The following is a 14,331-nucleotide window of genomic DNA, read 5'->3' as shown; positions in this document are numbered from 1 at the left end:
CCGACCTCAGCGGCCGTCCTCCTCCAGGAGGGCGGCCGCTTCGGCGTCCAGCAGCATGAGCGTCTCCTCGCGGCCCTGCGCGGTGCCGGCGGGCGCTGTCTCCGGGGCTGCGCCGCTGCGTGCGAGCGCGGCGGCCTCCGCCTTGTCCGCACCGGCGACGATGAGCCAGACACGGTCGGATGCGTTGATCGCGCCGACCGTGAAGCTCAGACGCGAGGGCGGCGGCTTGGGGGAGTCGGTGACGGCGATCACCGCGACGCCCGGCTGCAGCACGCCCGGCATGCCGGGGAAGAGCGACGCGATGTGCGCATCCGGGCCCATGCCCAGCAGCGTCAGGTCGATCGTGCCGAGCGACTCGAGCAGCGCGCTGCCCGCGGCAGCGGCCGCATCGAGCGGCGTGCCGTCGTCGGCGGGCAGCTCGCGCACGTTCTCTGCCGGGATCGGCACCAGGTCGAGCAGCGCCTCGCGTGCCTGCCGGGCGTTGCGGTCGGGGGAGTCGGCCGCGACGTAGCGCTCGTCGCTCCAGGTGATGACGACGTGCTGCCAGTCGATGTCGCGGTCGGCGAGCGCGGCGAGCAGCTCGATGCCGACCGAGCCGCCGGTGACGGCGACCGTCGCGCGTCCCTGCGTGGCGATCAGCTCGCCGAGCAGCGCGGTGAGCCGGTCGGCCGTCTGCGCGACGAGCGCCGCGCGATCGCGGTGGGTGATGACGTTCATCGGGGCTCCTCTGCGATCGACAGCAGGACCTGTCGATACATGTCGTCGGCGTCGAGCTTGCGCAGCTCCTCCGCCAGCTGGTCCTCGAGGCCGCGCGTGGAGAGCGCGACGTTGTGCGAGGGCTGTCCGGGCTGCTGGAGCACGCCGACCGAATCGCGCATGCGCGTGAGCGACGATGAGCCGCTCTCGCGCCGCAGCTCGACCGCGTGCAGTCCGCTCGACCCGGTCGGGGTGTCGCCGGCCTCGATCTGCTCGATCGGCACCCGCAGCCGCAGGCGCAGCCAGCCGGCCATGAGGTGCACGCTCGGGTTGGCCAGGTCACCGATGACGACGCCGGAGCGCACCGGCTCGTAGGGCGGCTGGTCGAGCAGTGCGGCCATGTGCGCGCGCCAGTTCGTCAGCCTCGTCCACGCCAGGTCGGTGTCGCCCGGCGTGTAGCAGCCAGCGAGCGTCAGGATCGCCTGGCGCGGATCGGCCTGCTTGCCGGAGTCGGTGATGCGGCGCTGCGAGATCTGCCCCAGCTGCGACGCCGAGGGCGTCTCGGGCATGAAGCTGGGCCACCAGGCGACCACCGGTGCATCCGGCAGCAGCAGGCCCTGCACGATGCCGAGCAGGTGCGAGCCGAGCTCGCCGTAGCACTGCAGCAGCACCACCTCGCTCGCGCCGGCGTCGGCACCCACCCGCAGCTCGGCATCGAGGCGCGCCTCTTCGCCCGCATTGATGCTGTCGGGGTTGCGGGAGACCACGATGACGCGCATCGGGTGCTCGCGGGAGGCCTGGTTGGCCGCCCTGATCGCCTCCTCCTCGGCGCCGATCTGGGTGTGCACGACCAGCGTGAGCACACGGCCGAGCGCGACGACGCCGCCCTCGTCGCGGATCTCCAGCATGCGCCGCTGCACCTCTGCGGTGTTGGTGCGGGAAAGTCGGATGATCACGGTCGCCTCCAGTGCCTGCCGTCGCGCGCGAGCAGCTCGTGCGCGCCCTGCGGGCCCCAGGAGCCGGGCTGGTACTGCTCGACGGGTCCGCCCTGCTGCTCCCAGTGCTGCTCGATGGGGTCGAGGATCTTCCAGGAGAGCTCGACCTCTTCGTGGCGGGGGAACAGCGGCGGGTCGCCCAGCAGCACGTCGAGGATGAGCCGCTCGTAGGCCTCGGGGCTCTCCTCGGTGAAGGCGTGGCCGTAGCCGAAGTCCATCGTCACGTCGCGCACGTGCATGCCCGGGCCCGGCACCTTCGAGCCGAACCGCATCGAGACGCCCTCGTCGGGCTGCACGCGGATCACCAGGGCGTTCTCGCCCATCGTGCGCAGCGCGGAATCCTCGAAGAGGTACTGCGACGCGCGCTTGAAGACGATCGCGATCTCGGTCACGCGGCGGCCGAGCCGTTTGCCGGCGCGGAGGTAGAACGGCACGCCCGCCCAGCGGCGTGTGTCGACCTCGAGCTTCACCGCGGCGTAGGTCTCGGTGGCCGAGTCCGGGCGCATGCCCTCCTCTTCCAGGAAGCCCCGCACCTGGCCGCCGCCGTGCCAGCCGCCGCCGTACTGGCCGCGAGCCGTCGAGTGCTCGAGGGGGAGCGGCACCCGCGCGGCGCGCAGCACTTTCTCCTTCTCGACCCGGAGGTCGGCGGCGTCGAACGACACCGGCTCCTCCATGGCGGTGAGCGCGAAGAGCTGCAGCAGGTGGTTCTGGATCACGTCTCGGGCGGCGCCGATGCCGTCGTAGTACCCGGCGCGGCCGCCCACGCCGATGTCCTCAGCCATCGTGATCTGCACGTGGTCGATGTGGTTGGCGTTCCAGATCGGCTCCCACAGCGCGTTGGCGAAGCGCAGCGCCAGGATGTTCTGCACCGTCTCCTTGCCGAGGTAGTGGTCGATGCGGAAGACGCTGTCGGCCGGGAAGACCGACTCGACGACCTCGTTGAGCTCACGCGCAGAGGCCAGATCGTGGCCGAAGGGCTTCTCGATCACCACGCGCCGCCAGCGATCGGCCGCGCCCTCGGCGAGGCCGGAGCGCTTGAGCTGCTGGGTGACAAGCGGGAAGGCGTTGGGCGGGATCGAGAGGTAGAAGGCGTGGTTGCCCATCGTGCCGCGGGCGGTGTCGAGCTCGGCCAGCACCTCTGCCAGCCGGTCGAAGGCCGCGTCGTCGTCGAAGTCGCCCTGCACGAAGCGGATGCCCTCGGCGAGCTGCCGCCAGACCGACTCGCGGAAGGAGGTGCGGGCGTGCTGCTGCACGGCCTCGCGGACCACCTCGGCGAACTGCTCGTGCGTCCAGTCGCGGCGGCCGAAGCCGACCAGGCCGAAGCCCGGGGGCAGCAGACCGCGGTTGGCGAGGTCGTAGACCGCCGGCAGCAGCTTCTTCCGCGCAAGGTCGCCGGTGACGCCGAAGAAGGTCAGCGCATTCGGTCCCGGGATGCGCGTGAGTCGCTGGTCGGTGGCGTCACGGAGGGGATTGTGGCCGGCCGAGATGGGCACGGCCGGGACGGTCTGCGCCGCCCCGGCCGTTGCGTCGTTCATCGAGCGGCTGCGGCGAGGAGCCGATCGAGGCCCTCGTCCAGGTCGTCCAGCGTCAGCGTCAGCACGGGCCGGCCGTGCTCGGCGAGCACGCTCGCGTCGCCGGATGCCTGCGACTGGATCAGCTGGCCGAACGTGAACGGCCGACCGGGGATCTCGAGATCCTCGTGCGGCGTGCCCAGCAGCTGCAGGAAGACCCCGTTGGGCGTGCCGCCCTTGTGGTACTGCCCGGTGGAGTGCAGGAATCGCGGGCCCCATCCGAACGTCACCGGGCGCCCGGTGCGCGCTGCGAAGGCGGCGCGCAGCCGCTCGAAGCGCGGCTGGCCGATCCGGTCGAGGTAGGCGTGGATCGCCAGGTAGCCGCCCTCGGCCAGCTGCGCGAGCAGGGCATCGACGGATGCGTCCACGGTCTCGAGTGCGACGCCGGCGGTGCCGCGCACCTCGATGCCGCCGTCGATTGCGGCCGGCGCTGCCGGCGGCTCGAGCGAGTCGAGCAGGCCGCGCGCCGCGATCTTCGCCGACTCGACGTCCGGCTGGTCGAAGGGGTTGATGCCCAGGATGCGACCGGCGACGGCCACGGCGAACTCCCACACCAGCAGCTGTGCGCCGAGCGTGCCCGCCACCTCGACCTCGCCCTCGGCCACCTCGCGCGTGTCACGGGCGGAGCCCACCAGGCGCACGACCTGCAGGTCGGCCAGGTCGGCCGACAGCTCGGGCGCGTCCTTCTCGAGCACGATCGGCAGCAGGCCGATGCCCTCCTTGCCGGTGGATTCGGCGATCAGCTGCTCGGCCCACTCGCCGAGACCGACGATGTGCGTGCCGTCGGTGACGATGCCGGTCTTGTCGCGCAGCGGCTTCGTGGCGGCGATCGCGGCGGCGAGCCTGAGCCCGGGGTTGTCGGCCGAGTCCTCGCTGATCTCGGGCAGCGCGGCGATCGCCTCATCGATGAGCTCGCGCACGTCGACGCCGGCCAGCCCGGAGGGGACGATGCCGAATGCGGTGAGCGCCGAGTAGCGCCCGCCCACGTTCGGGTCGGCGTTGAACACCCGGTAGCCGGCGCGGCGAGCCTCGCCGTCGAGCGGCGAGCCCGGGTCGGTGACCACGATGATGCGCTCTGCCGGGTCGATGCCCGCGTCGCGGTAGGCGGCCTCGAACGCGCGCTTCTGGCTGTCGGTCTCGAGCGTGGAGCCCGACTTCGAAGAGACCACGAGCGCCGTGCGGGCCAGGCCGTCCCGCAGTGCCCTGCGCACCTGTGACGGTTCGGTGGAGTCGAGCACGATCAGGTCGACGCCCTCGGTGCGGGTGATGACCTCCGGCGCGAGCGAGGAACCGCCCATGCCGGCCAGCGCGATGCGGTCGACGCCCTGCTCGCGCAGCTGCTTGCGCAGCGCCTCGATGTCGTCGACGAGCCCGCGCGTGCCTGCGGCCGCCTCGACCCAGCCGAGCCGGATCGACGCCTCGGCCTCTGCGGCCTCGCCCCAGAGCGTGGCGTCGCCGGAGACGAGCCTGCCGGCCACTCCGTCGGCGACGAGCTGCGGAACGACCCGCTCGATCGCCTCGGCCGCGGCGCCGGAGGCGTTGATGGAGAACGTCATGCCTGCGCTCCCTGTCCCATGTGCTCCTGCACGGTCTGCACCAGCTCGGCCCACGATGCGTCGAACTTCTCGAGACCCTCGGTCTCGAGCAGCTCGACGACCTCGTTGTAGGAGACGCCGATGGCGTCGAGCGCATCGAGCACGCCCTCGGCCTCGTCGGCCCGGCCGGTCACCGAGTCGCCGGTGATCTGCCCGTGGTCGGCGAGCGCCTCGAGGGTCTTCTCGGGCATCGTGTTCACCGTCTGCGGCGCGACGAGCTCAGTGACGTAGAGCGTATCCGGCAGCGCCGGGTCCTTGACGCCGGTGGAGGCCCACAGCGGACGCTGCGTGTTGGCGCCGGCCTCCAGCAGTGCCTGGGCACGCTCGCTCGCGAATGCCTCCTGCCAGACGCGGTAGGCCAGGTGGGCGTTCGCGAGGCCCGCCTTGCCCTTGAGCGCCGCGGCCCCCTCGGTGCCTTGTCGCTCGAGCCGCTTGTCGATCTCGGAGTCGACGCGGGAGACGAAGAACGAAGCGACCGAGTGGATCTTCGACAGGTCGTGGCCCGCCTGCTGCGCGCGCTCGAGGCCCGTGAGGTAGGCGTTGATGACGTCGCGGTAGCGGTCGAGCGAGAAGATCAGCGTCACGTTCACGCTGATGCCGGCAGCGGTGGTCGCGGCGATCGCCTCCAGGCCCTCCTGCGTGGCGGGGATCTTGATGAGGACGTTCTCGCGCGCGACGCGCTCGTGCAGCGAGGCCGCCTGGGCGATCGTGCCGTCGGTGTCGCGGGCGAGGCCGGGCTCGACCTCGATCGAGACGCGGCCGTCGACGCCGCCGGTGGATCGGTAGAGGTCGGCGAAGATGTCGCACGCCTCGGCGACGTCGCTCGTCGTGAGGGCAGTGATCACCTCATCGACGCTCGCGCCGCCGGCGGCCAGCTCCTGCACGGCCGCCTCGTAGTCCTCGCCGGCCGCGATCGCGTTCGCGAAGATCGTCGGGTTCGTCGTCACGCCGACGACGTTCCGCTCCGCCGTGAGCTGCTTGAGGCTGCCGCTCGTGATGCGCTGGCGCGAGAGGTCGTCCAGCCAGATGCTGACGCCGGCGTCGCTGAGGGCCTGGGTGTTCTGATTCATGTTCTCGTCTCCTGCCGGGCCCGCTCAGCGAGCCGCTTCGATGGATGCGCGAGCGGCCTCGACCACGGCCTCCGCCGTGAAGCCGAACTCGCGGAACAGGGTCTGCCAGTCGGCGCTCGCACCGAAGTGGTCGATCGCCACCGTGCGGCCCGCGTCGCCGACCACGCTGTGCCAGCTGAGCGCCGACCCCGCCTCGACCGAGACGCGCGCCTTGACGGCCGCCGGCAGCACCGACTCGCGGTACTCGTCCGACTGCTCGGCGAACCACTCGAGCGACGGTGCCGCGACGACGCGAGCGGCGACGCCGTCGGCCTGCAGCTGCTCGCGGGCGGCGAGTGCGAGCTGCACCTCGGAGCCGGTGGCGATCAGGATGATCTCCGGTGCCCCGTCGGTGGCCTCGGCGAGCACGTAGGCACCCTTCGCGACGTTCGACGCATGCGCGAGGGTGTCACCGGATGCCGCGCCGTCGCCGCGCTCGAAGACCGGCAGGTTCTGGCGGCTCAGCGCGATGCCGACCGGCCGGTCGCGGCGCTCGAGGATGGTCTTCCACGCCCAGGCGGTCTCATTCGCGTCCGACGGGCGGACGATCTCGAAGCCGGGGATGGCGCGCAGCGTCGCGAGCTGCTCGATCGGCTGGTGCGTCGGGCCGTCCTCGCCCAGCGCCACCGAGTCGTGCGTCCACACGTGGATGGGGTGCACGCCCATGAGCGCGGCGAGGCGCAGCGCAGGCCGCTGGTAGTCGCTGAAGATCAGGAACGTGCCGCCGTAGGGACGCGTCGGGCCGTGCAGCACGATGCCGTTGAGGATCGCCGCCATCGCGTGCTCGCGGATGCCGAAGTGCATCGTGCGGCCGCTCGCGGAGGCGTTCGGGAATTCGTCGGTCGCGTGCTGCGGGGGAGCGAAGGAGCCCATGTCGTCCAGCGTGGTGTTGTTCGAGCCCGCAAGGTCGGCCGAGCCGCCCCACAGCTCCGGCAGCACTGCTGCGAGCGCGTTCAGGGTCTTGCCGGATGCCGCGCGCGTCGCGACCTCGGTGCCGGCCTCGAACGTCGGCAGCGCATCCTCGACGCCCTCCGGCAGCTCGCCGGAGAGCAGGCGGTCGAGCAGCGCCTTCGACTCGGGGTTCGCGGTCGCCCACGCGTCGAAGCGCTCCTGCCATGCGCCGCGCGCGTCGGATGCCCGCTGCGCGGCGTTGCCGCGCGTGTACTCGATGACGGCGTCCTCGACCTGGAACGACTGCTCGGGGTCGAAGCCGAGCGCCTCCTTGACCGCCGCGACCTCCTCGCCGCCGAGCTTCGAGCCGTGCACGCCACCGGTGCCCTGCTTGGTGGGGGCCGGCCAGCCGATGATCGTCTTGAGGATGATGAGCGTCGGCTTGCCGGTCTCGCCCTGCGCCTGCACGATGGCGCCGTGCAGCGCTGCGACATCCTCGACGTACTCGGGTGCCTTCGGCCCGTCGCTCTTGCGCCAGGCGACTTCGAGCACCTGCCAGCCGTAGGCCTCGTAGCGGGCCTTGACGTCTTCGGTGAAGGCGATGTCGACGTCATCCTCGATCGAGATCTGGTTCGCGTCGTAGATCGCGATCAGGCGGCCGAGCTTCTGGTGGCCGGCGAGCGAGCCGGCCTCGCTCGTGACGCCCTCCTGCAGGTCGCCGTCGCCCGCGATCACATAGGTGTAGTGGTCGAACGGGCTCTCGCCCTCGGGCGCCTCGGGGTCGAGCAGCTCGCGCTCGAAGCGCTGCGCGTAGGCGAACCCGACCGCGGAGGCGAGACCCTGGCCGAGCGGGCCGGTGGTGATCTCGATGCCCTTCGTGTGGCCGTACTCGGGGTGGCCGGGCGTGAGCGAGCCCCAGGTGCGGAGCGACTCGATGTCGGTCTTCTCCAGGCCCGAGCCGGTCAGGTAGAGCTGGATGTACTGCGTCAGCGACGAGTGGCCGACCGAGAGGATGAAGCGGTCGCGCCCGATCCACTGGTCGTCGGCGGGGTCGCGATCCATGACCTTCTGGAAGAGCAGGTGCGCGACGGGCGCGAGGCTCATCGCCGTGCCGGGGTGGCCGTTGCCGACCTTCTCGACGGCGTCGGCCGCGAGCACGCGAGCGGTGTCGACTGCCTGCTGGTCGTTGGTGGTCCATTCGAATGCCAAGGCGGCTCCTTCTTCGGGCGGCCCGCGCGGCGAAGTGAATCCGCGGCGGGGAGGGCGTTGCGACTCGTCCAGCATAGTGAGCCGGCCCATACGATCCCGGTTCGATTCCGGCAGCATGAGCGTGCGGGTCGGATAGGATGGCTGTTGGCCTCTGGCCTCCCCGAACTCGTCTGAACGGAACCAGCTGCATGTCCAACGCGACCACCTCAGGCGTCTCGACGCCGTCGGACGCGGAGCGGCAGCCGGAGGCAGCGCAGCGGTCGACGCTCGCGCTCAAGGCAGGCGCCTACGTCGCACTGACGAAACCGCGCGTGATCGAGCTGCTGCTGGTGACGGCGCTGCCGACGATGTTCCTGGCCGCCGGCGGCGTGCCCCCGCTCGGCGCGCTCGTCGCGACGCTGATCGGCGGCTTCCTGAGCGCCGGCAGCGCGAACGCGTTCAACATGATCCTCGACCGCGACATCGACAAGGTGATGCACCGCACGCAGCAGCGGCCGCTCGTCACCGGCACGCTCTCGGTCGCCGAGGCGCGAGTGTTCGCGTGGACGCTCGCGGTGGTCTCGACCGTGGTGCTCGCGGTCTTCGCGACGCCGCTGGCCGCCGCGCTGTCGCTCGCGGCCATCGCCTTCTACGTGCTCATCTACACGATGCTGCTCAAGCGCCGCACCGAGCAGAACATCGTCTGGGGCGGCATCGCCGGATGCTTCCCGGTCGTCATCGGCTGGGCCGGCGTCACCGGCACGCTCGACTGGCCCGCCTGGATCCTGTTCACCCTCGTCTTCCTCTGGACCCCGGCGCACTACTGGCCGCTGTCGATGAAGTACCGCGACGACTACGAGGCGGCGGATGTGCCGATGCTCGGTGTCGTGCGCGGCAAGCCGATGGTGGGCATCCAGGTCATCCTCTACGCGTGGGCGTCGCTCGCGTGCACGCTGCTGCTCATCCCGGTCGCCGGCATGGGGCTGCTGTACTCGGGCGTGGCGATCATCGCCGGCGCCTGGTTCGTCGGTGAGGCGCACGGGCTGTACAGCCGCGCGATCAAGGGCAAGGTCGAGCTGCGCGCGATGCGCGTCTTCCACGCCTCGAACACCTACCTGACGCTGGTCTTCCTCGCGGTCGGCGTCGACCCGCTGCTGCCCTTCTGAGCGCCGCCGCTCACACGCGGTCGAGCATCTGCAGCAGGCGGCCCTCGCGCAGCGCCCAGGGGCTCACGTCGAGCTCCTTGATGCCGAACGCCATCATCGCCTCGGAGAGCACGATGCCGCCGGCGATCACCTGGAACGTGCGGTCGGGCGTGATGCCCGGCAGCGCGGAGCGCGAGGCGGCATCCATCTTCGCCAGCCGCGGCAGCCAGTCGTCGAGCTGCTTGCGGCTCAGCACGGCACGATCACCGTCGCCGACGCCGGGCATCAGGTTGCCGGCGAGGCGGGCCAGCGAGCGGATGGTCTTCGATGAGCCGATGACGTGGTCGGGGCGGCCGAAGGGCTTCACCTGCGCGACCGCGTCATCGAGCACGCCCTTCGCGTAGAGCCGCAGCGCTCGCTGGTTGGCGAGCGACGGGGGATCGGACTCGAAGAAGCCGACGGTGGCGCGGCCGGCACCCAGCGGCACCGACAGCGCGATGTCGGGCTCCTCGTCCTGCCCGATCGCGACCTCGAGCGAGCCGCCGCCGATGTCGAGCAGCAGGATGCGGCCGGCCGACCAGCCGAACCAGCGACGCACGGCGAGGAAGGTGAGCCGCGCCTCGTCTGCACCGGAGAGGATGTCGAGCTTCACCTCGGCCTCGCGCTCGATGCGCGCGATCACCGCTTCACCGTTCTTCGCCTCGCGCAGCGCGCTCGTCGCCATCACGACGAAGTCGTCGAGGTGCTCATCACGGGCGATCGCGGCGCACTCGCCGATGGCGGCGAGCAGTGCGGCGACGCCCTGCTCGCTGATCGTCCCGTGCTCATCGAGGTAGCGCATCAGGCGCAGCGTCAGCTTGTGGGAGCGCTGCGGCACCGGGCGGCCGCCGAGGCGCACGTCGACGATCAGCAGATGCACCGTGTTCGAGCCGATGTCGAGCACGCCCAGGCGCGTGCCGTGCCGCATGTCGCCGAGGCCGCCGTCCTCGGGTCGGTCGGTGGCGGTGGGCTGCCGGGCGCTGGTCATGCGCCCGATCCTGCCATCAGGCCGAGGCGGGCGCCTGCGCGGCGTCCAGCGCGTCGGCGACGTCTGTGGACGCATCCGCTCGCACCGACGGCCGCAGGGACAGCACGGTCGCGACGCCCAGCGCCGTGATGACGACGGAGACGACCATGTGGATGCCGACCAGCAGCACGGGCAGGCCAGTGTCGGACTGCACGATGCCGATGACGATCTGCACCAGGATCATGCCCAGCAGCGCCAGCGACCAGCGCAGGTGTGCGCGAGGACCGCGGACCGCAGCGGCGACCACGACGCCGAGCACGAGCGCCAGCAGCACGTAGCCGGGGATGGCGTGCACGTGCTGCATGATCGCCGGATCGAGGCCGTTGCGCGCGGCGCCGCCGTCGCCGGCGTGCGGCCCGGACCCGGTGGTGAGGACGCCCACGAAGATCACGATCGCGAGGACGAGCGTCATGGCGTGCACGAGCAGCGACTGCCAGCGCGGCGCCGTGCGCGGGCCCGCGGGGCCGACGACCACCTTCCACGCCAGCACCGCCGCCAGGCCGACCAGGATCACCGAGAGGTAGAAGTGGACGCCAACCGTGTCGGGTCGCAGCTCCATCCAGACGACGACGGCACCGATCAGCGCCTGCGCGACCGTGAGGCCCAGGATGAGCGCTGCGAGGGTCACGATCAGCCTGCCGGCCCGCTGCACCAGCGCCATCACGAGCATCACCGCCGCGACGCCCACGACGATGCCGCCGTTGACGCGGTTGGCGAACTCGATGATGCCGTGGATGCCCTGCTCGGGCACGGGCGTGAACGAGCCGGGGGTGCAGTTGGGCCACTGCGAGCAGCCGAGGCCGGATCCGGTCAGGCGCACGGCCCCACCCGTGCCGACGATGACGATCTGTGTGACCAGTGTCGTCCATGCGGCGATCATCAGGCTGCGCGAGCGCGTGAGCAAGGTGCACCTCTCCTGCCGTTCGCGATAGGATCGTGGGGAGCCCATCGGCTCCGAACCCCCGTGCCGCTCAAGCGGCGAGGCATGTGCGAAGGCCCTTTCATTATGGCCCGACCATGGAGGTTCGGGGGCCGCGCGGAATGCCGAGGAGCACCGCCGGGTTGCAATAGACGTGTGGAAGGGGGAGCGATGTCTGATGTCCTGATCGACCGGCCCGAGCTCGAGAGCCTGGGGCAGTACGAGTTCGGCTGGCATGACTCCGACGAAGCGGGAGCCATTGCCAAGCGCGGACTGAGCGAGCAGGTGGTCCGCGAGATCTCCGAGCTCAAGAACGAGTCCGACTGGATGCTCGAGCGCCGCCTCAAGGGGCTGCAGCTGTTCGGGCGCAAGCCGATGCCGACGTGGGGTGCCGACATCTCCGGCATCGACTTCGACAACATCAAGTACTTCGTCCGCTCGACCGAGCGCCAGGCGCAGACGTGGGAGGACCTCCCCGAGGACATCCGCAACACGTACGACCGCCTCGGCATCCCGGAGGCCGAGCGCAGCCGCCTCGTCGCCGGTGTCGCAGCGCAGTACGAGTCCGAAGTGGTCTTCCACTCGATCCAGGCCGACCTGGAGGCGCAGGGTGTCATCTTCATGGACACCGACACGGCGCTGCGCGAGCACCCGGAGTTCTTCGAGGAGTACTTCGGCACCATCATCCCGGCTGGCGACAACAAGTTCGCCGCGCTGAACACGGCCGTGTGGTCGGGCGGCTCGTTCGTCTACGTGCCGCCGGGGGTGCATGTGGAGATCCCGCTGCAGGCGTACTTCCGCATCAACACCGAGAACATGGGCCAGTTCGAGCGCACGCTCATCATCGCCGACGAGGGCTCGTACGTGCACTACATCGAGGGCTGCACGGCCCCGATCTACTCATCCGACTCGCTGCACTCGGCAGTGGTCGAGATCGTCGTGAAGAAGAACGCCCGCGTTCGCTACACGACCATCCAGAACTGGTCGAACAACGTCTACAACCTGGTCACCAAGCGCGCGATCGCCGAAGAGGGCGCGACCATGGAGTGGATCGACGGCAACATCGGCTCCAAGGTGACGATGAAGTACCCGTCGATCTACCTGATGGGCGAGCGCGCCAAGGGCGAGACGCTGTCGGTGGCCTTCGCCGGCCCCGGCCAGCACCAGGACGCCGGCGCGAAGATGATCCACATGGCCCCGCACACGACGTCGTCGATCGTCTCGAAGTCGATCGCCCGCGGCGGCGGCCGAGCCGGCTACCGCGGCGAGGTGCGCGTGGATGCGAACGCGCACCACTCCGCCAACAGCGTCGTCTGCGACGCCCTGCTGGTCGACACGATGTCGCGCTCCGACACCTACCCGGCGATCGACATCCGTGTCGACGACGTGGTGCTCGGCCACGAGGCGACCGTCTCGAAGGTCAGCGAGGAGCAGCTGTTCTATCTCATGTCCCGCGGCATGACGGAGACCGAGGCGATGGCGATGATCGTCCGCGGCTTCATCGAGCCGATCGCCCGCGAGCTGCCGATGGAGTACGCGCTCGAGCTCAACAAGCTCATCGAGATGAGCATGGAAGGATCCGTCGGTTGATGACTGCGACAGAGACGACCCCTGCCCACCTGACGTCGGCTGAGCCCTTCGTCCCCATCCAGACCCGGTCCGAGCGCCCGACCTCGTTCGACCCGGCCGAGTTCGGCACGCCGACCGGCCGCGAGGTGAACTGGCGGCTCTCCGACATCAAGCGGCTCGCGCCGCTGTTCGTCGACGAGGAGACCGAGACCGGCGACGACATCGGCATCGACTACCAGCTCGGTGAGCTCGAATCCCGCGGCCTGCTGGTCGAGTCGACCGGTCACGACACCGCGCCGCGCGGCGAGATCTTCCGCCCCGAGGACGTCGTCAGCGCGATCGCCTGGAAGCGCTGCGCGAATGCGCTCCACATCCGTCTCCCCGAGGGGCAGGTGCAGGAGGAGCCGGTCATCGCCCGCCTGATCGGCAAGGGCGCGGACCGCCACTCGAACGCGCACATCGTCATCGAGGCCATGCCGGGATCGGTCGGCACCATCGTGCTGCACCATTCCGGCTCGGCGCTGTATGCGCAGAACCTCGAGATCATCGTGCGCGAGGGCGCCCGCCTGACGCTCATCTCGGTGCAGGACTGGGAGGACGACACCGTTCACGCCTCCTCGCACCAGGCCGTCGTGGGCGAGGGCGCGTACCTCAAGCACATGGTGGTCTCCTTCGGCGGTGGCGTCGCGCGCGTCAACCCGTCGATGCGCCTCGCCGGCCTCCACGCCGAGGGCGACATGTACGGCCTGTCGTTCGCCGACAGCGGCCAGCACATCGAGAGCCAGGTCTTCATGTTCCACGAGGGCGTCTCGACCCGCGGCAACGTGCTCTACAAGGGCGCGCTGCAGGGCACCGGCGCACGCTCGGTCTGGATCGGCGACGTGCTGATCGGCAACGGAGCGACCGACACCGACAGCTACGAGAAGAACCAGAACCTGGTGCTGACCGACGGCGCGCGTGCCGACAGCATCCCGAACCTCGAGATCCAGACCGGCGACATCGCGGGGGCGGGCCACGCTTCCGCCACCGGTCGCTTCGACGACGAGCAGCTCTTCTACCTCGAGTCGCGCGGCATCGAGGAGGAGGAGGCTCGTCGCCTCGTCGTGATCGGCTTCCTCATGGAGATCGTGCAGAAGATCGGGGTGCCCGAGATCGAGCAGCGCCTCGCCGAGGCGATCGAGGAGGAGCTGCGCCGCGGTGCGGGTCTCGCCCCGGCCACGAAGGCGGGGGCATGAGCGCACAGCGTGCCTGCGGCGTGAACGACGTCGCCGTCAACGCGGCCATGAAGGTGGACCTCGACGGCATCGCGGTCGCGATCGTCAAGGACTCCGCCGGTGACATCCACGCCATCGGGGATACCTGCACGCACGGTGAGATCTCACTCTCGGAGGGCTTCGTCGAGGGCGATGCGATCGAGTGCTGGGCGCACGGCTCGCAGTTCGCGCTCAAGACGGGCAAGCCCTTGAACCTGCCCGCCTACGAGCCGGTTCCCGTGTTCCCCGTGACCATCGACGGCGACGATGTGCTCGTCGACGTCCAGAACCCACTGACTCAGCAGTAGCAGACGGATTGACGCGGCTGCTGCCG

Annotated in this window: 12 protein-coding genes; 4 read left to right on the top strand and 8 right to left on the bottom strand. The window is 70.5% G+C overall.

Going from position 1 to position 14,331, the window contains the following annotated elements; translation table 11 throughout:
• Nucleotides 1-6: 6 nt before the first annotated feature.
• Genes pgl through tkt form a run of 6 tightly spaced genes read right to left on the bottom strand, consistent with a single transcriptional unit; the run spans nt 7 to nt 8,066 of the window.
• Nucleotides 7-717, bottom strand: coding sequence for a 6-phosphogluconolactonase (gene pgl / locus BM288_RS13060; RefSeq protein WP_092919466.1), 711 nt, complete (start codon nt 715-717; stop codon nt 7-9).
• Complete coding sequence (locus BM288_RS13055) at nt 714-1,652, bottom strand: glucose-6-phosphate dehydrogenase assembly protein OpcA (protein WP_092919464.1); 939 nt, start codon at nt 1,650-1,652, stop codon at nt 714-716. Before BM288_RS13055 ends, pgl begins: the two co-directional genes overlap by 4 nt.
• Entirely contained in the window at nt 1,649-3,226 is a 1,578-nt protein-coding gene (zwf, locus tag BM288_RS13050; RefSeq protein ID WP_092919462.1) for a glucose-6-phosphate dehydrogenase, read from the bottom strand. The genes BM288_RS13055 and zwf overlap by 4 nt, the downstream gene beginning before the upstream one ends.
• Entirely contained in the window at nt 3,223-4,818 is a 1,596-nt protein-coding gene (locus BM288_RS13045; protein WP_092919460.1) for a glucose-6-phosphate isomerase, read from the bottom strand. Before BM288_RS13045 ends, zwf begins: the two co-directional genes overlap by 4 nt.
• The gene (gene tal / locus BM288_RS13040; protein WP_092919458.1) at nt 4,815-5,927 is read right to left on the bottom strand and encodes a transaldolase; all 1,113 of its coding nucleotides are present in this window, start codon (nt 5,925-5,927) and stop codon (nt 4,815-4,817) included. Before tal ends, BM288_RS13045 begins: the two co-directional genes overlap by 4 nt.
• Nucleotides 5,928-5,951: 24 nt before the next feature.
• Nucleotides 5,952-8,066 (bottom strand): transketolase, encoded by a 2,115-nt coding sequence (gene tkt, locus BM288_RS13035; RefSeq protein ID WP_318255577.1) that lies wholly within the window; start codon nt 8,064-8,066, stop codon nt 5,952-5,954.
• Between the two features lie 188 nt (nt 8,067-8,254).
• Here tkt and BM288_RS13030 point away from each other — a divergent pair, with 188 nt between their 5' ends.
• A complete protein-coding gene (locus BM288_RS13030) occupies nt 8,255-9,211 on the top strand; it encodes a heme o synthase (protein WP_092919456.1) in 957 nt (318 codons plus the stop codon).
• Between the two features lie 10 nt (nt 9,212-9,221).
• Here BM288_RS13030 and BM288_RS13025 read toward each other — a convergent pair whose 3' ends face one another.
• Both BM288_RS13025 and BM288_RS13020 read right to left on the bottom strand, forming a co-directional pair.
• Entirely contained in the window at nt 9,222-10,217 is a 996-nt protein-coding gene (locus tag BM288_RS13025; RefSeq protein WP_177220392.1) for a Ppx/GppA phosphatase family protein, read from the bottom strand.
• A gap of 16 nt (nt 10,218-10,233) precedes the next feature.
• Nucleotides 10,234-11,160, bottom strand: coding sequence for a COX15/CtaA family protein (locus BM288_RS13020; RefSeq protein ID WP_318255576.1), 927 nt, complete (start codon nt 11,158-11,160; stop codon nt 10,234-10,236).
• 186 nt (nt 11,161-11,346) lie between these two features.
• On the opposite strand from BM288_RS13020, the gene sufB reads away from it, so the two are divergent.
• Genes sufB through BM288_RS13005 form a run of 3 tightly spaced genes read left to right on the top strand, consistent with a single transcriptional unit; the run spans nt 11,347 to nt 14,305 of the window.
• Nucleotides 11,347-12,765 (top strand): Fe-S cluster assembly protein SufB, encoded by a 1,419-nt coding sequence (sufB, locus tag BM288_RS13015; RefSeq protein WP_092919455.1) that lies wholly within the window; start codon nt 11,347-11,349, stop codon nt 12,763-12,765.
• Nucleotides 12,765-13,979, top strand: a complete 1,215-nt coding sequence (gene sufD / locus BM288_RS13010; protein ID WP_092919453.1) for a Fe-S cluster assembly protein SufD — start codon at nt 12,765-12,767, stop codon at nt 13,977-13,979. Before sufB ends, sufD begins: the two co-directional genes overlap by 1 nt.
• Nucleotides 13,976-14,305 (top strand): non-heme iron oxygenase ferredoxin subunit, encoded by a 330-nt coding sequence (locus BM288_RS13005; protein ID WP_092919451.1) that lies wholly within the window; start codon nt 13,976-13,978, stop codon nt 14,303-14,305. The genes sufD and BM288_RS13005 overlap by 4 nt, the downstream gene beginning before the upstream one ends.
• The last annotated feature ends 26 nt before the right edge of the window (nt 14,306-14,331 follow it).

This window comes from Agrococcus baldri, from assembly GCA_900114805.1.
Classification (GTDB): Bacteria; Actinomycetota; Actinomycetes; order Actinomycetales; family Microbacteriaceae; genus Agrococcus; species Agrococcus baldri.
This window is presented reverse-complemented; position numbering and strand designations above follow the sequence as displayed.